Raw genomic sequence first — 20,280 nt, 5'->3', positions numbered from 1 at the left:
ATGGAAGGTTTTTTCCCTATAGCCTCTGGTTCCAAAGGGAACTGTGCTTATTTAGGAACAAGGTCATGTAAATTACTAATAGATCTTGGGATTAGTAAACAAGCCGTTACCGAGGCCTTACATTCTATGGGCATTCACCCTGAAGATATTCAAGGGATTTTTGTTACCCATGAACACTCGGATCACATTGCAGGGCTTCGTAGTTTTATTAAAACCTATAGAACCCCCATTATATGTAACATAGAAACAGCGCGCAGCTTACGGCAACTTTTAGATCTATGTCCGACATTTAAAATCTTTACAACTGGGCATCGTTTTTCTTTAGAAGATCTCCGCGTGCAAACGTTTAATGTTCCGCATGATGCAGTGGATCCCGTAGGGTTTATCTTTCAATATTCTGGTATGAAACTCGGTTTTTGCACGGATTTAGGATGGGTCACCTCTTGGATTACACACCTTCTCTGTGATTGCGACTACCTACTCATAGAATCCAACCATGATCCGGAAATGGTTCTCCGATCCTCACGACCAGAGAGCTGCAAACAACGCATTCTCAGCAAGCAAGGCCATATCTCGAATGCGGAGTGCGGCGCTCTACTTCAACACGTTCTCACTCCTCGAATCAAAAAGATTTATCTTGCACATCTTTCTCTCGAATGTAATACGGCAGAGCAAGCTTTGAATACGGTGACGTCTGCCATTCAAGAGATCACAGATGTTCATCCCGTAATTGCTCAAAGTTCTGGCATTACAGATCCTATTTTCTTTTCTGCTCCGAGCCTTGTATGACCACTAACTCTACTCAAGACACTTTGTATCTCTCGTTACACGGAGGGATTGACTCAGCCATTCCCTATCCCGTACGAAGGGTTGAACAACTTTTGCAGTTCTCATTTCTTCCTGAATTACAATTCCAAAATGCTGCGGTCAAACAACGCATTCAACGATTATGTTATCGAGAAGAAAAACGTTTAGCCGTTTCCTCTCTAGCCAAATGGCTAGGGCAGCTCCATAAGCAACATCTCCGCGCTCCAAAAAATCCTCCAGTGGCCATCTGTTGGATTAATTCCTATGTAGGATATGGAGTCTTTGCTCGTGAATCCATCCCGGCATGGAGCTACATCGGAGAATATACAGGGATTTTGCGTCGAAGACAGGCTCTTTGGCTAGATGAAAACGATTACTGTTTCCGCTATCCGGTCCCCCGCTATTCGTTCCGCTATTTCACTATTGATAGCGGGATGCAAGGAAATGTGACTCGGTTTATTAATCACAGTGACAACCCTAATCTAGAAGCGATCGGGGCCTTTGAAAACGGGATATTCCATATTATCATTCGGGCAATCAAAGACATTCTTCCTGGGGAAGAGCTCTGCTATCACTATGGTCCGTTGTATTGGAAGCACCGTAAAAAGCGAGAGGAATTCGTTCCCCAAGAAGAATAATCTCTGATTTAGTCTTTTTCATATGTGCCCATCAGCTCTGCCGTAGCTATGATATGTCCGTCCATAGCTTCTAACAGCTGTTCTTTGGTCACTCCTTCTTCATCGGAAAGCACAACATCGAGCGCATAAGCATAAAAGTAATAGCGATGCTTCGCATCTGGAGGGCAAGGAGGGCAGTATCCTATTTCTCCAGCAGTATTTAACCCTTGGACAGCAAAAATTTGTGCTCCTTCTGCAAGATTAGAGACTACAGGCGAAAGGTTATACACTATCCAGTGTATCCACAACCCATCCTCTCGAACACTAGGAGGGACATCTGGATCTTCAACAATAAGAACAAGACTTTTAGCCTCTCTAGGGACATCAGAAAAAGACAGCGGTGGGGAGATCCCAACGCCCTGACACGAATACTTTTTAGGAATCGGACGGCCGTAAGAAAAAGCTTGTGAGGTGAGTTGCATAATTGAGGTCTCCTGTATTTAGGGCCATGCTCTGTAAAGCGTGGCCCTATTCTTGTACTACTGTCGTAGTGGATCAGACTGGGCTTGCGCTTCTTTACGGAGAAGGGCTACCTCATACCGAGTGGCAATTACTTCTCTAAACAAGGCGATCAAACTGATGGAATTAAAAATAACCATCCCGCAAAAACCTAGATCGGATAGCGCCCAGATAAACTGCATTCCTAAGACACCACCCATGGGGATTATCGCGATATAAATAGCCTTCAACAATAGGTTAGCGCGCTTCCCTGGGATCATATATTCTAAACTTTTTTCTGCGCAAGCAAACCATGACAGAGCTGTAGTATACCCAAACAAGATCATGGATATAAGAACAACACTTCCGCCCAACATGCCTAACGAAGATTTGAAAGCATTCATAACCATCAAAACCCCTAACTCTCCAGAATCATAGGCTCCTGTCACAAGAAGCACCATCATCGTAATAGAGCATACGACCGCAACGATAACGGGAGGTAAGAGAGTGACTAATCCGTCTGTCACAGGATTCGTACTTTTAGAATTAGATTGCAGAATAGAAACCATTCCGCTTCCACCGTCTGTAGCCATAATAGCACGATTTAATCCTGTAGAGATTACCTGTCCTAATGTATAGCCCCCAACCCCGGCTATCCCAGCCTTGACACCTAAAGCAGAAGAGAAAACGAGCTGCAAAGCAGGAAGAATTTTATCACAATGCATAGCCAAAACTATAACGGAGAAAAGGAAATAGAATCCTGCTACGAAAGGAATCGCTTTAGCAGAGAAGCGGAGAACTCGAGTATTTCCGCCAGCTAAAACAGGGTAAACAGAGAGCGCGAGCAGTATCCCTACTGCGATCTTCGCTGAGACCCCATCAGCACAAAGAGAGATAATGCTGTTAACCTGAACTAAATTCCCTGCAGAAAATGCTGTGATCAAGCTAGCGACACAAAAGGCAACAGCCAAGAATCGGCTGCCCATTTTATATCCTAGGCAAGCTATCGGTCCTCCGATATACTCCTGGGATTCCTTTTGGAACTGGCGGTACTTACATCCAAGGAAAGCGCCTGCATACTGGACTATTACAGCAAAAAGAGTGACGATCCATATCCAAAGTAATGCCCCAGGGCCTCCACTAGCGACAGCAATCGCCACCCCTGCAATATTCCCTGTACCAAAGTTCCCTGCTAACATACCCGCTACAGCTTCATAGCGCGAGACCCCCTCTCCTTCTGCACCAGCTTGTTCCTGTTGATTATTCAGCATCAAGCGAAAGCTCATTCCTAAAGAAGTAAACTGTAGCCCTCGTAATTTCCAAGTTAGTATCCCTCCCAAACAAAGAATCAAGGGGAATACACAAAAAGAAGTTAAAAAGTGATTGATTTGCTTTAAAAACTGTAACATTGTCCTACTACTCTTATGCTTTCACCCGCTTCGGAGGCAAATAAGCGGAAAATACAAAAGCCCCCTTTCTCCTATCCGGGGAAAGGGGGCCTTTAGAATGGCCTTTATATAGCAGGGTTCTGAATCACGACATCGATCAGCTCAGCCCACCTTTCCCCATCAACAATTGAGGTAACGGTCCCCGAGTCTAATCCTAAGGTCGACGCGAACGCGGCAACGTCTGCAACGCTGAAAGCCCCTAAAGATGCTGCTTGAGAAAAAACTTTGCTTAATTCTGTGATAAAGATATTCCAGACCCAATCCCGTCCTTGCATCTTTTTCATTCCAGCAATTAAAGCAGGATCTTCTGCAAGAGCTTGTAACAATGCAAGAGGATGGATCTCTCTAATACGCGATAATGCGCCTTTAATTTCCCCCTGAGCCATAGCCAAAGCAATAGAAGACTTATCAGCAGCAGCAGATACTACGAAAGAAAGGTCTTTTCTTTCGGAATCTGTCATTGGATCTGCGTAAGACTTAAAGTTCGGCAACACAGGCTCTGTCTTCTCTTTAGGTTTCTTGCGCGAGAAAAATTTTCTCAAGTAACAAGAAGATTTCTTTTTACAGCCGGCATCCGGCTTCTCGCGAAGTGTAACAGATTCTTCTTTTATCTCGGCTGTATTTTTTGCAAGAGTCGATCCATAAGAGTTGGCGCAACAGCTGCTCAATCCGGAGAGCCCGGAGAGCAACAAGAGAGCTCCAAAGCTATACTTATAGATAAACTTTTTCATAAACCTGCCAAAATTAAAAATAAATTTGTAGTATTATAGCACAAATCTTATTAACTAAATAGTTTATAAAGGCGCTTCAACATCCCAATCAAATTAAAATCTTAACAATCCCTCTCTATCCTCTCTGGGTAGGAATGAAAAGATCTTTGCAAGAACCTTGCCCCTAACAAAAAATCATGTTAGCATGAAGCCGGTAGAATCTCTCGGGGAATCCAGAGAACTACAGGGTGTTTGCTTCTTGAATACACTCTATGCAACGCCCTTTTTATAGGCTTGCCACCGGCTATTGATATCAACCACACAACTCCCCGTTAAGCTCTTTACAAGTTACCCCTCTAATCCGTATTAAGAAGGGGATGAAGCCCGGGAGTAGCAGAGGATCATATGTTAATAAACTTTACCTTTCGCAACTGTCTTTTGTTCCTTGTCACACTGTCTAGTGTCCCTGTTTTCTCAGCACCTCAACCTCGCGGAACGCTTCCTAGCTCGACCACAAAAATTGGATCAGAAGTTTGGATTGAACAAAAAGTCCGCCAATATCCAGAGCTTTTATGGTTAGTAGAGCCGTCCTCTACGGGAGCCTCTTTAAAATCTCCTTCAGGAGCCATCTTTTCTCCAACATTATTCCAAAAAAAGGTCCCTGCTTTCGATATCGCAGTGCGCAGTTTGATTCACTTACATTTATTAATCCAGGGTTCCCGCCAAGCCTATGCTCAACTGATCCAACTACAGACCAGCGAATCCCCTCTAACATTTAAGCAATTCCTTGCATTGCATAAGCAATTAACTCTATTTTTAAATTCCCCTAAGGAATTTTATGACTCTGTTAAAGTGTTAGAGACAGCTATCGTCTTACGTCACTTAGGCTGTTCAACTAAGGCTGTTGCTGCGTTTAAACCTTATTTCTCAGAAATGCAAAGAGAGGCTTTTTACACTAAGGCTCTGCATGTACTACACACCTTCCCAGAGCTAAGCCCATCATTTGCTCGCCTCTCTCCGGAGCAGAAAACTCTCTTCTTCTCCTTGAGAAAATTGGCGAATTACGATGAGTTACTCTTGCTGACGAACACCCCAAGTTTTCAGCTTCTGTCTGCTGGGCGCTCGCAACGAGCTCTTTTAGCTCTGGACTTGTACCTCTATGCTTTGGATTCCTGTGGAGAACAGGGGATGTCCTCTCAATTCCACACAAACTTCGCACCTCTACAGTCCATGTTGCAACAATACGCTACTGTAGAAGAGGCCTTTTCTCGTTATTTTACTTACCGAGCTAATCGATTAGGATTTGATGGCTCTTCTCGATCCGAGATGGCTTTAGTAAGAATGGCCACCTTGATGAACTTGTCTCCTTCCGAAGCTGCGATTTTAACCACAAGCTTCAAAACCCTTCCTACAGAAGAAGCGGATACTTTGGTCAATAGTTTCTATACCAATAAGGGCGATTCGTTGGCTCTTTCTCTGCGAGGGTTGCCTACACTTGTATCCGAACTGACGCGAACTGCCCATGGCAATACCAATGCAGAAGCTCGATCTCAGCAAATTTATGCAACTACCCTATCGCTAGTAGTAAAGAGTCTGAAAGCGCACAAAGAAATGCTAAACAAGCAAATTCTTTCTAAGGAAATTGTTTTAGATTTCTCAGAAACTGCAGCTTCTTGCCAAGGATTGGATATCTTTTCCGAGAATGTCGCTGTTCAAATTCACTTAAATGGAACCGTTAGTATCCATTTATAATCAAAAAAAAACGCCCGATTTGATCAGGCGTTCTTCTTTTTCTCACCGTTTTATTCCTTCCCTATCAGAGAGAATAATGATGCCATTTCTAAAGCTGTTTTCATGCCTGAAGCGCCTAAATTGGGCCCTTTGATACCCGCACGCTCCCAAGCCGCTTCCATATTAGGAGCAGTAATCACGGAAAATGTAATAGGAAGACAGAAGTCTAAGGATAGGCGACTAACACCTGCAGCCACACTATCTGCTATATGTTCATAATGCGATGTCTCGCCCTGAATCAACACTCCGCAAGCAACCACAGCATGAAACTGTCCTGAGGTGGAAAGTAATTTCTTAATCGCACAAGGAATCTCAAACGCCCCAGGGACTCGGACAATTGTTAAAGAAGAAGGATCTCCTCCGAAATCGAAAAAGGTTTCTTGCGCCCCAGCAACAAGCCTATCAGCGATAGGAGAATTGAAACATGACCCAACAATAGCTACACGCACATCCTTAGCGACAGGACATCCTTTCAACGGTTTCATACTCTTCCTCCACATCATCCAGAACGGGCAGATCTAACCAATGCCCCATGCGTTCCTTTTTTGTTCGCAAATACCCCTCATTTTCGGTAGAAATACTGACGGGCAAAATAATTCGGTCAAGAACGTGTATTCCTAACCGCTGTAACTCAAAAAATTTTCTTGGATTATGGGTGATCAGTCTCACGCTTGTCAACTGAAGGTCTTTAAGAACCTGAGCAGCCATGCCATATTCACGAGCATCTATAGGGAACCCTAATTGAAGATTCGCATCAACAGTATCATAACCTAAATCTTGAAGCGCATATGCGCGGATCTTATGTCCAAAACCGATACCGCGCCCCTCTTGGCCTCGAAGATACACAATAACTCCCAGCCCCTCTTCTGCTATGTACCGCATCGCCATATCTAGCTGTGCTCCACAATCACAGCGACAAGACCCCAGAATATCCCCAGTCAGACATTCCGAATGCACACGCACTGGAACAGCTTCTTGTTCATGGATATCTCCTTTAACTAATGCAAAATGCTGGGTCCCATCGATGATTGACTCATAAACATGGATTGAAAAATCTCCGTATTTCGTAGGTAATCGCGCCGATGAGATTTTAGTAACGAGGGAATCATAGGTATATCGATAAGTAATCAAATCATCCACAGTAATAACAGTTAAATCATGTTGCTCAGCAAAAGCGAGTACCTGCTGCTGTCGCATCATAGAGTGGTCTGGATTGACTAACTCAGCAAAAATACCACACGGCTGCATACCTGCAAGCCGCATGAGATCCATAGCAGCTTCGGTGTGCCCAGGACGTTGAACTGCACCGCCAGGTTGACTGATCAAAGGGAAAACATGCCCTGGTCGAACAAAGGACTCGGCTGTCGCTGCCGGATCAGCTAACAATTGCACAGTTCTGGTGCGATCACTCGCAGACACACCTGTAGTCACTCCTGAAGAAGCATCTACGGAAACGGTAAAAGCGGTTTTAAACGCACATTGGTTGTCTTGAACCATGGCTGGCAAGTCCAAAGATTTTGCCTGCTCTCGAGAGAGCGAGGCACAGACAATACCTGTGGTGTGGGATAAAAGAAAACTCATTTTCTCTGTAGAGACTTTTTCTCCGGCAAGGATTAAGTCTCCTTCGTTTTCTCGAGATGCTGCATCAATAACTATGACAAATTTCCCTTCAGCGACATCTTTTATCGCTTGCTGTACCGACGCTATCCCAGCTTCACATGTAAACATTCTCAATCTACCCCGTTTTTGAGGAAAACTTAGCCAGTGGGAAACGTTCTTTGTCTATAATCCCCTCGCTGTGCGCAGAGTATAACACAAACCTCTACTTTCTGCGACCCTAACCCTTCTTATCTACACTCTCTTGCTCCAAACATTCAAAACATGTCTTTACAGAATCCCTAACTAAAGAAGTTTCTGTAATCCTTACATGTTCTGCTGTAACCAGACTTAGCTGAAGATCTCGCAACATAGGTTGCCCTTGATCACCCAAAAACTTCGGCCCCCAATAAATGACCCCTGCATTGACGAGCTTCTGTTGCCAGAAAGCGGAGTGTAGCTGCGCGCCACCCTCAACAAGCACCTGTAAACACCCTCTCTCTGCCAGATAGCGCAAAAGCCCTTTGAGATCGACCTGATGAGAAGAAGATTCCCATACTTCTACTCCTAAATCTTTCAATTTTTGAATATATTCTTTAGGGCACTGTTGAGTCGTAGCAAATAGCGTACTCCCTGAGCTGAGATCGAATACCCTAGATTCTAATGGGACTGTTCCGCGACTATCTACCACTACTCTTAATGGCTGTCTTTCATATAAATCTCCATGAGGGAACCGTGCCGACAAACGCGGATTATCTAAACAAACGGTACGAGCCCCAACAATTATAGCCTGAGACTCTGCACGAAGTTTCCCTACATCTGCCCGAGCTAATTCTCCTGAAATCCATTGCGATGATCCTCCTCGATCTGCGGTCTGACCATCTAGCGAAGCTGCTGTTTTCATCACTACCCATGGCAATCCCCGCTCTCGTTGATACAGATAAGGTTGCAAAGAAGTTTTGGCCTCCTGACTCCCTACCCCAACATAAACAGGAATCCCTGCTGCTTGCAAACGGGCTACGCCTTTTTTACAAACACGCGGATCCGGATCTAGTAAGCCAACATAAACTGCAGCAACCTTACTTTTAATTAAAAGATCCACGCAAGGTGGCGTCCTACCGAAATGACAACATGGTTCTAGGGTGACAAACACCTCAGCTCCTTCTAAAGAACATTTTTGATCTTGAACTGCGCACACCTCTGCATGAGGAGAACCGATTCCTTGATGCCAACCCTCACCTATCACACCACCATTCTTTACAATCACACATCCCACCCAAGGATTGGGTGGAGCAAAAATCCTTCCCTTTTCTCCTAAGGCAACGGCTTTGCGCATAAAAAACAGTTGTTGCTCAGACAAAACTTCCATATACTCAACCTGAAAAATCAGATAGCGAGAGAGATGCAAGGATGTTAGATATACGATTAATACGCAAGGAACCAAAAGAGTGCGAAAGCCGTCTTCAAAAAAAAGATCCCGCTATTTCTTTAGAACGCCTCCTAGACTTGGATAAAACTGTGCGTCAGTTAAAGGCGGATTCAGAAGCTCTGCTTGCAAAGCGTAAGGTATTATCTGGTCAGATTCATAAAGCTAAAGTTGCTAACGAAAATGCTGACGCCTTGATTCAAGAAGTGAATACTATTGCAGATCAACTCGTTGCATTTGAAACAACTTTGCAAGAACAGGAAGCACTTCTAGAAGATCTCATGGCGAGACTGCCTAATTATCCAGATGAAGATGTTCCAGTTTCTCCTGATAAAACAGGAAACCAAGTGATTAAAGGCCACGGTGAGGTACCTACTTTTCCTTTCCCTCCCAAACACCATATGCAACTTAATGAAGCGTTGCAAATTTTAGACTTTAAACTCCCTGCCAAAACTACAGGGTCTGGCTGGCCGGCTTATTGTAATGAAGGAGTTCTTCTAGAATGGGCTCTGCTTACTTATCTTCTGAATAAACAGCAAGCACATGGCTTTCAATTGTGGCTCCCTCCCTTACTTGTTAAACGAGATATTCTCTTCGGTTCAGGACAAATTCCTAAGTTCGATGGACAGTATTACCGTGTTGAGGATGGAGATCAGTCTCTTTTCCTTATCCCGACAGCAGAAGTCGTCCTCAATGGATTCCATTCTCAAGAAATTCTAAATGAGCAAGATCTCCCTCTCTGTTATGCTGCATTTACTCCCTGCTTCCGCAGAGAGGCTGGCGCTGGAGGAGCTCACGAACGAGGACTTGTGCGAGTCCATCAGTTCCACAAAGTAGAAATGTTTGCTTTCACTACTCCGGAACAAGAAGAAGTTGTCTATCAAAAAATGCTTCATGTTGTGGAAGAAATTCTGTCTGAACTGCAACTCCCCTATCAGCTTTCCTTACTTTCCACAGGAGACATGTCATTCACTGCTAAGAAAACGATCGATGCAGAAGTGTGGCTCCCAGGACAAAAAGCGTTCTATGAAGTCTCCTCTATTTCTAAATGCGGAGATTTTCAAGCTCGACGATCCGAAACACGCTATCGAGATGCTCAAGGTAAATTGCACTTCGTTAACACTCTAAACGGCTCTGGATTGGCAACGCCAAGATTGTTGGTCGCTATTTTAGAAAATTATCAGCAAGCGGATGGCTCTGTCGTCATTCCTTCTGTTCTTCGCCCCTATATGAATAACCAAGAGATTCTCCTACCCAAAACGGTAAGATAACCTTATAGTGAGATAGAAAGCTAGAGGAGCGGCACGATGGCATCAGAATACGAGCACTTCGGTAACTTATCTCCGGAGGATCATGTCAAAGAAGTTCAAGATTTGCATAAAGTCTGCAAAGGAGAGCCTCATCAGACAAAAAAAGGTTATTGGTATCACCTGACTTGTGATGCTATTGATTGTGGTGTTTTTCTATTTTTTATTCGCACCATCTTCTTTCTAGTCCCTGCAATCCCAGTAACCTCTTATGGAAAAATCCTATTCGCAACTGGGATCAGTTGGATTTTTTATACCAGCTGTAAGCGAGCTCAAGCAGCATGGGCCTACATAGAACTGACGCATAGAAATATGTTACAGGAAAAGAAAGAGATCGAGACAAACCCAGAACAAGAACGTATAGAATTAGCGGTGCTTTATGCAAATCAAGGATTTCAGGAGCCGCTGATCTCACAAATGCTCGATTTTGTGTGTTCCGACTCCTCTCTTCTCTTAAGTACGATGCTCCGAGAAGAGTTGCATATTCAATTGGAAGATTATCCTCATCCCCTCAAGCAAGGAAACGTTAAAGCGCTTGGCGGGATTCTTGGATTACTCCTATTTGCCCCAATTACACTTGCTGTAAGCTATACAATCGCAGCGATTTTAGCTTCCTTCATGATAGGCGTTTTATTCGCTGTGAAAACGCGCCTGATAAAAAACGCGATCGCCCCTGCCATTGTCTGGGGAGTAGGGATGTTTATTACTGCAATTAGCCTCTGCTGCTCTTTGATCCGATTATTTTAGTTCATACTCTTAGTAGGTGGCCTATGTCTCCGCAACTTTTTTCCTCTCCATTTTCTCGAGAATTACTCAGCTATTTTTTTGAATCAGGGATGGCGGAAGAGAATAGCCCTCTGCTCTCTCAAAAAAACCGTCGTTTAAGCCAAAATTTAACCTTAAAATCTGCCTATATCTCCTTGGCTTTATACTTAGGATCGCTTCTTTCTCATTGGATAGGATATCAGGCTCTCTCCTCTTTACTTCTCATTCTTACTTTTTTCTTAGCGGGAACTCCCGCTCTCATTAAATCCTTTGAAGATATTCTGGATAGAACCGTAAACATTGATATTCTCATGACATCGGCAGCCTTTGGTTCTATCTTCATTGGAGGGGCTTTGGAAGGAGCTTTGCTCTTGGTCCTCTTTGCCATCTCAGAATCCTTAGGAGCGATGGTCTCCGGAAAGGCTAAAAGTACTCTCGCTTCCTTAAAACATTTAGCACCCACTGTAGCTTGGGTCGTTCAGCAAGACGGATCCCTGCAAAAAGTTTTAGTGCAAAACGTCAAAGTTGGAGAAATTATCCGAGTAAAAAGCGGAGAGGTTGTTCCTTTAGATGGGAAAATTATTCAAGGAGCCTCTTCTATTAATCTCATGCATCTAACTGGAGAAAAGATCCCTAAATCTTGTGGCATTGGGGATACTATTCCTGCAGGGGCTCATAACTTAGAAGGGAGCTTTGATCTCCAGGTCCTCCGCATCGGTGCAGAATCCACGATTGCTCATATCATCAATCTGGTTGTTCAAGCGCAAAGCTCCAAACCTAAATTACAACAACGTTTGGACCGCTATTCATCAACATATGCTCTAACCATCTTCGCTATCTCAGCATGTATAGCTATAGGAGGCTCTCTATTCACAACACTGCCTTTCCTCGGACCAGACAGTGCCTTTTACCGCGCTCTAGCATTTTTAATTGCAGCTTCTCCCTGTGCTCTTATCATAGCTATTCCAATTGCTTATCTTAGCGCTATTAATGCTTGTGCTAAACATGGTGTCTTGCTTAAGGGCGGCGTAGTCTTAGATCGTCTAGTCTCCTGCAATTCTGTAGTTATGGATAAGACGGGAACGCTTACTACAGGAGATTTAACCTGTTCAGGATGCGAAGATTTTGGTCCAGAATCGCCTCTGTTTTATTCTTGCGTATTGGCTATGGAGCAGTCGTCCTCTCATCCTATTGCTCAAGCCATTGTCAACTACCTCACTGAGAAGCAAGTTCGGTCGCTACCAGCGACACAATGCACAACGATACCAGGAGAGGGCGTAAGCGGAGAATTTAACGGAGAACAAGCCTTTGTAGGGCGCGTCTCGACGGCGCTACGTTACGTTCCTGAAGAATACCGTGAACAGCTTCGCGAACGCGCTCAGCAAGCTCAAGAACGCGGCGACACATGTTCTATAGCTTGCTTAGGCAAACGTGTTTCCCTTTTCTATTTCCGGGATGTCCCACGCCACGATGCTGCAGATATCGTATCCTATTTGAAAAAGAATGGGTATCCTGTATGTATGCTCACAGGAGACCATCGTATCAGCGCCGAAAATACAGCTCGACTTCTGGGTATCGATGAAGTGTTCTACGACCTGACTCCTGATAACAAGCTCTCGAAAATTCAAGAACTTGCTAAATCACGGCAGATCATGATGATAGGAGATGGCATCAATGACGCTCCCGCTTTGGCTCAGGCTACTGTAGGAATCGCCATGGGGGAAGCTGGAAGCGCAACAGCAATAGAAGCCGCGGATGTGGTGCTTTTAAACCAAGGGCTTTCTTCTCTCCCTTGGCTTATTGATAAAGCAAAGAAAACTCGTCGGATTGTTTCGCAAAATCTTGCTTTAGCTCTAGCAATTATTTTATTTATTTCAGGACCAGCATCGATGGGAGTGATCCCCCTATGGCTTGCTGTGATTTTGCATGAAGGGAGCACCGTGATCGTGGGACTTAACGCTCTTCGCCTTTTAAAAAACACATGACTGCTTACGAGTTGTATAATGAAGGAATATCTGTAGGCAGAACAGCAAGACTTCCTTCCCTTGCGGGAAGGACGCGAATAACATCCCTGTTATGAAAAAAACAAAATACTTGCGTCAAGTGAACTTGTGGGTCTTTGTAGTCATCATTCTACTTATGAGCATAAGTGTGATTGTGATCTCTTCTCAAGATCCCTCTTCTATGTTAGTCCACACTTCACGAGGGCTGTTCTCTGCCAAAAGCAAAAAACAGTTGGATCACTTTGCTCTAGGATGGTGTGCCTACTTCATTTGCTTGTATGTAGACTACCATCAATTCAAAAGATGGGCTTGGGTTCTCTATTCTTTGATTCTTTTCAGTCTTATTGGACTATTTTTCGTGCCCGCTGTACAAAATGTACACCGCTGGTACCGCATACCCATTATTAATCTTAGCGTCCAACCTTCGGAATATGCCAAACTTGTCGTTGTCATTATGCTAAGCTATATTCTAGAGATGCGCAAAGCACGGATTTCTTCTAAAACGACAGCATTCGTTGCATGTATTATTGTGGGGATTCCTTTTCTGCTTATCTTGAAAGAACCGGATCTGGGAACAGCCTTGGTGCTATGCCCAATAGCCCTTACCATTTTTTATCTCGGAAATATCTATCCTCCACTAGTCAAAGTCTGTTCTGTGCTTGTCGCTTTGGGCATGTTCTGCTCTCTACTAATCTTCTCTGGGATTATCCCTCATGACAAGGTAAAACCTTACGCTCTTAAAGTATTAAAAGAATATCAGTACGAACGGCTCAGCCCTTCCAACCATCACCAAAGAGCCTCTCTTATTTCCATTGGAGTAGGAGGGCTAAAAGGCCAAGGATGGAAATCTGGCGAATTCGCAGGGAGGGGCTGGCTTCCTTACGGATATACAGACTCTGTGTTCCCTGCTATAGGAGAAGAATTCGGACTATTAGGACTCTTATTCGTATTATGGTTGTTTTACAACTTAGTCTGTTTCGGCTGCCGTACTGTGGCTGTCGCGGTTGATGATTTTGGACGATTTTTAGCTGGAGGAGTGACCGTACACCTGGTCATGCACGTACTTATCAATGTCAGCATGATGAGTGGTCTCCTGCCTATTACCGGAGTCCCCTTGGTGTTAATTTCTTATGGAGGTTCTTCTGTAATTTCTACTATGGCTTCTTTAGGTATTTTACAAAGCATCTACAGTCGACGCTTTGCAAAATACTAACTATCCTTATTCTCGCCCCCATAACGGTAGCGTCTGGATAAGATGCTTGATTTCTTTCGTGAGCCGCTTAAGCTGTTCTTCCATATCTACAGGCCTCCCTATCAATTCCTGGAGAGACGTTGCAGGCTGATCAATACCTAGCAATTCATCAGCACCCACATTACCATTCACACCGATACCAATAATGACACACGTTCCAGTCTTAACAGGGATGGTCTCACACAACACTCCTGAAAGTTTTTTCCCCTGAACTAACACGTCGTTAGGCCATTTCATGACAGCTTCTTGAATGCCTAACGATTCCCCGAGACGCATCACGGCTTCTGTCCCTATACGAAATAACAAAGCACTGTCCACATTATTCACACTTAAAAAGAAACAAAACGAAGCCAAAAGATCTTGATCTGTGGAGTGCCAGACCCTTCCAAATTTCCCTCTTCCCGCCGTTTGTTCTCTGGTCGTGATCACTGTGAGAGCATAGGGATCCCACAAAGAAAGCCCCTCTTTTGCTGTCGTATTCGTTGATTCCGTACGTGCTATTTCATAATAGATTTCTTTCATTCATCTCGTACAGCTCCTATTCGTATCTATATCGCTTCATCTAAAGGCGGAAAGGAGATTTGCGGAAAACGAAAAAGTTTCCCAGAAAATTGGATTACCGGATGACCGTGAAGAGTCGTATAGGTTTCCGCGGCTTTTTCGAAAGCAAAGGCCTCAAAAGAAAACGCATTCTCATACGCAAGTAGTTCTTCCATTAAATGCTGGACAGCCTCTTGATGCAAACTTTCTTGCAACGATGCTAATGTCTGTTTCAATCGGAGAGTAAAAAATCGTTCCATCTCATAGAAAGTAACTCCATCCGCATCACTAGCTTTAAGAAATTCTTTCAAAGAATAGAAGGAGCCTTGCTTTAAAAAGGCTATCTCCTCTTCTAAACGAAGGAGAGGGAATGTTTGCAACGCTGCGATCTCTTGTAAAACCTCTCTTTTTTTTAAGGCAAGCCGAAGGAGTTGTCGCCAGGATAACAAAAGAGCCTTTGCTGTATAGCGCAAGCGACAATAACCCCCGAATAACCCTCCTAAGCACAAACTAAAAATGCCCCAAAAAAGCATATCCGCTCCCGAGTTTCGTTATCTACAAGCCCCTAATTCCTGAGTGTACCTCTAAATAAAAAAAAGAGGGAGAAAGACCTCCCTCTTTTTGTTCTTAAGGACCAAAACTCTTTCTAATCTAAGCGACGAGAGCCACAGATTTCCCTGATAAGCAACTATCTAACTCAGAATCGGTCAACTCCCGATATTTTCCATAAGGTAAGCCCCCTAATACCAAGCTCCCTATGCGAATCCTTTTAAGTTCCAGAAGCTGTAACCCTGCAGCCTCTGCAAAAAGACGAATTTCGTGTTTTTTCCCTTCATTCACAATAATTTTAATAGTCCCGCGGCGGACTTTCTTAACTGAAACCGGACGTACCACTTTCCCATCAATCACAGTCCCTGCCATCAAAGTCTCTAAATCTCGCGCTGTGACATCCCGACTTACCTTCAATAAATACTCTTTGGTAATACCGAAAGAGGGATGAATCACCCGATTAGCGAACTCTCCATCATTCGTAACCAAAATTAAGCCTGAGGTCTCTTTATCCAAACGGCCCACAGTGAACAACCGGTAAGGGCAGTGCGACAACAGGTCAATCACTAACTTTGATCCAGGAAATTTACGCTCAGAAGAGCAAAGATACCCAAGAGGTTTATGCACCATGAAATACACTTTTTTCTCAGCACCGATACGCTGTCCCCCTACCTCTACGGAATCAAACTCCTCATCAACAGTCACAAAGGGGCCTGCAGCCACCCTACCATTAACGGTAACAGACCCGGCAAAAATGATCTCATCACACTTTCTTCGCGAAGCAACTCCTGCTGATGCCAAAAATTTATTGAGGCGAACCTTTGCCATGCCAGTCCTCTTGTCTTTCGACTGCTTAATATTTTGAAGCTCACTAATAAGCGACTATCTAAGAAACCTTCTCTCCGAAACAACACCGGGAACTCTCTTAGATTCAAGGGTAAAAATAAAAACGACCCTCCATCATATCAAGATTTCAGTAGAGAGTCCAGAAGAAGTTCTCCTCTCAAAGAGGCTCACAAATGAAGAGTTCCCCCCTCCCTTATAAGGTAAAAAATCTTTGCAAAGATAATCCGCAAACAAGGAAGATGAAGCCTTTCGTAATCATCCTTAAATCTTGCTCTCTATGACGCTTCTTATCTTGCTACGCCATGGCCAATCCGTATGGAATCAAAAAAATCTGTTTACAGGCTGGGTAGACATCCCTCTTAGCCAACAAGGAATTCAAGAGGCTATTGCCGCTGGAGAATCTATTAAACATCTTCCTATTGATTGCATCTTCACTTCCACCTTGGTTAGAAGTTTGATAACAGCCCTGTTAGCAATGACTAACCACAGCTCTCAAAAAGTTCCTTATATCGTTCATGAAGAGCGCCCCGACATGAGCCGGATTCATAGTCAAAAAGAAATGGAGCAGATGATCCCTCTTTTTCAATCTAGCGCTCTCAATGAACGCATGTACGGAGAACTTCAAGGAAAAAATAAACAAGAAGTCGCTGCTCAATTCGGAGAAGAACAGGTAAAACTGTGGCGCCGAAGCTACCGCATTGCCCCTCCTCAGGGCGAAAGTCTTTTCGATACAGGGCAACGAACCCTCCCCTATTTTCAAGAGAGAATTTTCCCTCTCCTTCAGCAAGGGAAAAATATTTTTATCTCTGCTCACGGGAATTCTTTGCGCTCCTTAATTATGGACCTAGAAAAATTATCTGAAGAACAAGTACTCTCTTTGGAGTTGCCAACAGGACAGCCTATTGTATACGAATGGACGGGACAAAAATTCACGAAACACGCTCCTTCTCTTGGTTAAACAACCAACAAGCCATCCCTCCTTCCGAAATGGTGAAGGAGGCTTTTCAACGTTACGCAGACGTATTTTCGTACAGCGCAAATACCTCCATTCTGACTTTACAAGCAGAAGCTGAAGCTTCTGCCCGCAAACTCACAGGGTGTCAGGAGAAGGCTTTTACCTTTCATTTTATTCTTCATTACCCGAATGTCACGGCCATTATCGTGGCCGCTCTTCTGGAAAACCAAAATGCCTTCCAGGGGCGTAATCACCTTCTTGTTCCTTCTTGCGAGCAACAATTTATCATTAATGCTCTCTGCCGTCGGCAAAACTTAGGGACAACCTATGATTGGGTAACCAGCAAAAACGGCCGCGTAAAAGAATCCGATCTAGCAGAAGCTCTTTCCCCGCGGACCTTGCTGTTTTCCATATCTGCTGCGAATGGTATGACAGGATTTCTGGAAGCGATCCCTGAGCTTGCTGCGTTATGTAAAGAACGCGGGGTAATTTTCCACATAGACCTGAGTGATATCTTAGGAAGATGCGCGCTACCCACAGAACTCTATCAAGCAGATATCCTTACTTTTTCTTCACAGTCTCTTGGTGGGATTGGTCCCTCAGGAGCGATGTTTATTTCTCCCGCTTTAACAAAATATTTTTCCTTATGGCTTCCTAGTAATCCACAAGTCCCTACCTGCCTGAGTTCTCTTGCAGCTTTTTCTCTTGCCTGTCAGGAACGTACAACCGCTTTCTCCTCTCTTGTGCTTTCTGCTATTTCTTCTCGAGCAGCTCTTAAACAGGCTCTTTCCGCTATTCCTCAAGTCGAATTCCTTTTGGAAGACAGTGCCCCTCGTCTCCCTAATGTCGCTGTCTTTGCTATTCCTGGTATCCCTGCAGAGTCCTTAGGATTTTTCCTTTCCCAGAAAAATATTTTTGTAGGGTTAGGCTATGAACGCTTCCAGCCTCTATCGCAGATTTTACAAAGTTCGGGCATCTCTCCCTTCTTATGCCACAGCGCTTTACACGTATCTTTTACTGAACGTACTCCTACTACACACTTCTCTGCATTAGCAACCGCCTTACAAGAAGGGATCTCTCACCTACAACCACTGGTTACTCAATCCTTATGATGATTCCATTTTATCCTTTCCCCTTATGGGGGAGCTTCCCTGCAAGATCCTTACGCTTTTTCTTCCAACCTAAACATGGCGGAGCCCTATCGCATGACCAAGAGGATGAAGAAATACAACTTGTCATAGGAAAGCAAGGGCACCTACTCATGGGAAACACTTTGCTGTTCTACTGGCTGGTAGACAAAACCAATGGCATAATCCGTGAAGCTAAATTTCAATATTTCGGACACCCTTATCTCCTTGTACTCGCTGAAGCCACCTGCTCTTTAGTCATTGGGAAAACTTTTGCCGAAGCGTATAAAATCACAATTAATGATCTAGACCAAGAAGTCCGCGGACACGCGCACCCTTCCATTTTCCTAGAAGACCTCTCTCCTCTCTACCATCTAGTCATAGATGCCTTAGACATTGCTATTGAACAATGTGTGGATATTCCCGTGAATGACAGCCCTTTCCCTTTCAAAGATGCACTATCTCAGCTTAGCGAAGGGAATCCCTACTCCACAGAAGAGTGGGGAGCTCTCTCCCATGACGAACAGCTCTCAGCATTGAATACTATGATGAAAGAGAAAATAACACCTCTCGTCGCCGTGGATTCCGGAGATGTTCGCATCGTTCATTTCGAAGGGCTTACTGTAACCATTGCCTACTCAGGAAATTGTTCGTCCTGTCTATCCTCTGTAGGATCTACTCTCAATTCGATAGGGCAGCTCTTTCGAGCTCATGTTTATCCTTTATTAGAAATAAAAGTGGACGAACAGTCTCTACTATTTTAAATCCCTTTAAACTGATTCAAAATCCTATCGAAATCTTTCTTAGATAACCTATTGTTTTTAATAGCCTCTTTTTGTTACAGAAGACAAAAGGGCTCTTTTAATTGAGAGTCCCTTTTGAGCTTCTCGGTCATCCCGGATGCTAATTTTCTTCTTGTTCACAAGAAGAAGCCTTCTTTTTCATCCTTTTCTTTGTAGGATACTTAGCGGGCTCTACCCTTGCTCTATTCCTCAACCTATACGTAGAGCTTTTGTAAGAACTTACTTCATGGAGAATGCCGGTGCTACCTCGCTTTCTAAAAAATAAGATCGCCTCCACTAAATCTTTAGGCTACCTTCTTGCAGCTATTCTTATTGGCTTCATCATGTTGTATAAACCATCCTCTCCTCAGCCTACCCCTACTGTAGCCTCTACAGAGAAAAAACCCTCACATTGGCTGAAGCTCTCCCATTTAGGGAATCTTCAATCGATAGAAATCCAAGCAAAGAAAGAGCAATTAGAAAAAGATCTGACTCTATTTGAGCCTGTGCTCCAAGCAACGGTTGCTCTATCCCAAGAAGAAGACTCCTTAGCAGAAATCTCCGTGATCCTTTCTCTTCCTCAGGCTTCGACATTATCCCCATCACTCGTGCACTCAATCACTGATTACCTGACACGCAGCGTCCCTGGGTTAACTAAAGAATATATCACCTTGTCCGATCAGCATGGTAATCTCTACTCCCCTCTCTTCGAACAAAGTAATACCCTACTCACTACCTCATTAGAACGCTCACTACAAACGATTCTTCCTCAAACGCATTTCGCCTTAAACTATATTCCTGTAGCGGATGAAGGCCATTTGCAACTTCTCGTCGATGAGGACTACCTCAATACTCTTCCTAAAGGTGCACGTGTTAAGTTGCTCTCGCATATGCAAGAGATTCTCTCAGCATTCCCAGAAATGCATCCGTCTGTAGATATTGTCCCTTTCCTAAAACCCGTAGCACACAAAACTTCTCGCCTATCCTCAATTGTCTTGAGTATTACTATTGTGTTACTAAGCCTTGGAATTCTAGGCTTTGCTACCTTCTATCTTGCTTTTCATACCTATGACCATGTCTCTCAACAGAAAGAAAAAATACAGAGCATAAATATACCAAAGCTGATAGAGATGATGAAAAGAGAATCCCCAGAAAAAGTTGCATTGATTCTCTCCTATCTAGACTCAGCAAAAGCGGAAGAACTTCTTAATAAACTTCCTGAAGAAATGAAGAGTGCTGTGTTAAAGTTAAGAACATAAAC

At 43.9% G+C, this 20,280-nt stretch carries 20 protein-coding genes; 11 read left to right on the top strand and 9 right to left on the bottom strand.

The genetic code is table 11. The features are described 5' to 3' along the window. Complete coding sequence (locus tag CTA_RS04000; protein ID WP_009872115.1) at positions 1-789, top strand: MBL fold metallo-hydrolase; 789 nt, start codon at positions 1-3, stop codon at positions 787-789. Next, the gene (locus CTA_RS03995; protein WP_009872114.1) at positions 786-1,445 is read left to right on the top strand and encodes an SET domain-containing protein; all 660 of its coding nucleotides are present in this window, start codon (positions 786-788) and stop codon (positions 1,443-1,445) included. The genes CTA_RS04000 and CTA_RS03995 overlap by 4 nt, the downstream gene beginning before the upstream one ends. A gap of 8 nt (positions 1,446-1,453) precedes the next feature. On the opposite strand, the gene CTA_RS03990 is transcribed toward CTA_RS03995, so the two are convergent. The 3 genes from CTA_RS03990 to CTA_RS03980 all read right to left on the bottom strand — a co-directional run bounded on the left by CTA_RS03990 (position 1,454) and on the right by CTA_RS03980 (position 4,101). Continuing rightward, complete coding sequence (locus CTA_RS03990) at positions 1,454-1,906, bottom strand: YbhB/YbcL family Raf kinase inhibitor-like protein (protein WP_009872113.1); 453 nt, start codon at positions 1,904-1,906, stop codon at positions 1,454-1,456. A gap of 57 nt (positions 1,907-1,963) precedes the next feature. Continuing rightward, entirely contained in the window at positions 1,964-3,331 is a 1,368-nt protein-coding gene (locus tag CTA_RS03985) for an alanine/glycine:cation symporter family protein (protein WP_011324851.1), read from the bottom strand. A gap of 104 nt (positions 3,332-3,435) precedes the next feature. After that, positions 3,436-4,101, bottom strand: coding sequence for a lipoprotein (locus CTA_RS03980; protein WP_010725326.1), 666 nt, complete (start codon positions 4,099-4,101; stop codon positions 3,436-3,438). 384 nt (positions 4,102-4,485) lie between these two features. Here CTA_RS03980 and CTA_RS03975 point away from each other — a divergent pair, with 384 nt between their 5' ends. Continuing rightward, complete coding sequence (locus CTA_RS03975) at positions 4,486-5,832, top strand: hypothetical protein (RefSeq protein ID WP_011324850.1); 1,347 nt, start codon at positions 4,486-4,488, stop codon at positions 5,830-5,832. A gap of 50 nt (positions 5,833-5,882) precedes the next feature. On the opposite strand, the gene ribH is transcribed toward CTA_RS03975, so the two are convergent. The 3 genes from ribH to ribD form a co-directional block, all read right to left on the bottom strand. Further along, entirely contained in the window at positions 5,883-6,356 is a 474-nt protein-coding gene (ribH, locus tag CTA_RS03970; RefSeq protein ID WP_009872109.1) for a 6,7-dimethyl-8-ribityllumazine synthase, read from the bottom strand. After that, positions 6,325-7,599, bottom strand: coding sequence for a bifunctional 3,4-dihydroxy-2-butanone-4-phosphate synthase/GTP cyclohydrolase II (locus CTA_RS03965; RefSeq protein WP_010725324.1), 1,275 nt, complete (start codon positions 7,597-7,599; stop codon positions 6,325-6,327). The genes ribH and CTA_RS03965 overlap by 32 nt, the downstream gene beginning before the upstream one ends. Before the next feature lie 109 nt (positions 7,600-7,708). After that, positions 7,709-8,836: a bifunctional diaminohydroxyphosphoribosylaminopyrimidine deaminase/5-amino-6-(5-phosphoribosylamino)uracil reductase RibD gene (ribD, locus tag CTA_RS03960; RefSeq protein WP_011324849.1), complete on the bottom strand. Its 1,128-nt coding sequence runs from the start codon at positions 8,834-8,836 to the stop codon at positions 7,709-7,711. A gap of 41 nt (positions 8,837-8,877) precedes the next feature. On the opposite strand from ribD, the gene serS reads away from it, so the two are divergent. The 4 genes from serS (at position 8,878) to CTA_RS03940 (ending at position 14,181) form a co-directional block, all read left to right on the top strand. Next, the gene (gene serS, locus CTA_RS03955; protein WP_009872106.1) at positions 8,878-10,164 is read left to right on the top strand and encodes a serine--tRNA ligase; all 1,287 of its coding nucleotides are present in this window, start codon (positions 8,878-8,880) and stop codon (positions 10,162-10,164) included. 36 nt (positions 10,165-10,200) lie between these two features. Beyond that, on the top strand, positions 10,201-10,947 hold the full coding sequence (locus CTA_RS03950; protein ID WP_009872105.1) for a VIT1/CCC1 transporter family protein: 747 nt from the start codon (positions 10,201-10,203) through the stop codon (positions 10,945-10,947). 23 nt (positions 10,948-10,970) lie between these two features. Beyond that, complete coding sequence (locus CTA_RS03945; protein WP_009872104.1) at positions 10,971-12,950, top strand: cation-translocating P-type ATPase; 1,980 nt, start codon at positions 10,971-10,973, stop codon at positions 12,948-12,950. 91 nt (positions 12,951-13,041) lie between these two features. After that, on the top strand, positions 13,042-14,181 hold the full coding sequence (locus CTA_RS03940; RefSeq protein ID WP_009872103.1) for an FtsW/RodA/SpoVE family cell cycle protein: 1,140 nt from the start codon (positions 13,042-13,044) through the stop codon (positions 14,179-14,181). A gap of 6 nt (positions 14,182-14,187) precedes the next feature. Here CTA_RS03940 and CTA_RS03935 read toward each other — a convergent pair whose 3' ends face one another. From CTA_RS03935 to CTA_RS03925, 3 genes are all read right to left on the bottom strand, one after another. Beyond that, positions 14,188-14,742 carry a biotin--[acetyl-CoA-carboxylase] ligase gene (locus CTA_RS03935; RefSeq protein ID WP_009872102.1) on the bottom strand — a complete coding sequence of 185 codons (555 nt, stop codon included), beginning with the start codon at positions 14,740-14,742 and terminating at the stop codon, positions 14,188-14,190. A 26-nt stretch (positions 14,743-14,768) separates the two neighbouring features. Then, positions 14,769-15,293: a hypothetical protein gene (locus CTA_RS03930; protein WP_009872101.1), complete on the bottom strand. Its 525-nt coding sequence runs from the start codon at positions 15,291-15,293 to the stop codon at positions 14,769-14,771. Between the two features lie 118 nt (positions 15,294-15,411). Continuing rightward, the gene (locus CTA_RS03925; RefSeq protein WP_009872100.1) at positions 15,412-16,137 is read right to left on the bottom strand and encodes a pseudouridine synthase; all 726 of its coding nucleotides are present in this window, start codon (positions 16,135-16,137) and stop codon (positions 15,412-15,414) included. Positions 16,138-16,432: 295 nt separating this feature from the next. Between CTA_RS03925 and CTA_RS03920 the strand changes: the two genes are divergently transcribed. The 4 genes from CTA_RS03920 (at position 16,433) to CTA_RS03905 (ending at position 20,278) form a co-directional block, all read left to right on the top strand. Beyond that, complete coding sequence (locus CTA_RS03920; protein ID WP_009872098.1) at positions 16,433-17,113, top strand: 2,3-bisphosphoglycerate-dependent phosphoglycerate mutase; 681 nt, start codon at positions 16,433-16,435, stop codon at positions 17,111-17,113. Next, positions 17,068-18,222 (top strand): aminotransferase class V-fold PLP-dependent enzyme, encoded by a 1,155-nt coding sequence (locus CTA_RS03915; RefSeq protein WP_011324848.1) that lies wholly within the window; start codon positions 17,068-17,070, stop codon positions 18,220-18,222. Before CTA_RS03920 ends, CTA_RS03915 begins: the two co-directional genes overlap by 46 nt. Then, positions 18,219-19,001 (top strand): iron-sulfur cluster assembly scaffold protein, encoded by a 783-nt coding sequence (locus tag CTA_RS03910; RefSeq protein ID WP_010725321.1) that lies wholly within the window; start codon positions 18,219-18,221, stop codon positions 18,999-19,001. Before CTA_RS03915 ends, CTA_RS03910 begins: the two co-directional genes overlap by 4 nt. A gap of 272 nt (positions 19,002-19,273) precedes the next feature. Then, a complete protein-coding gene (locus CTA_RS03905) occupies positions 19,274-20,278 on the top strand; it encodes a type III secretion system protein (protein ID WP_011324847.1) in 1,005 nt (334 codons plus the stop codon). The last annotated feature ends 2 nt before the right edge of the window (positions 20,279-20,280 follow it).

The organism is Chlamydia trachomatis A/HAR-13, from assembly GCF_000012125.1.
GTDB lineage: Bacteria > Chlamydiota > Chlamydiia > Chlamydiales > Chlamydiaceae > Chlamydia > Chlamydia trachomatis.
The sequence above is the reverse complement of the archived record's forward strand: the minus strand, read 5'-3'. Positions and strand labels throughout refer to the sequence as shown.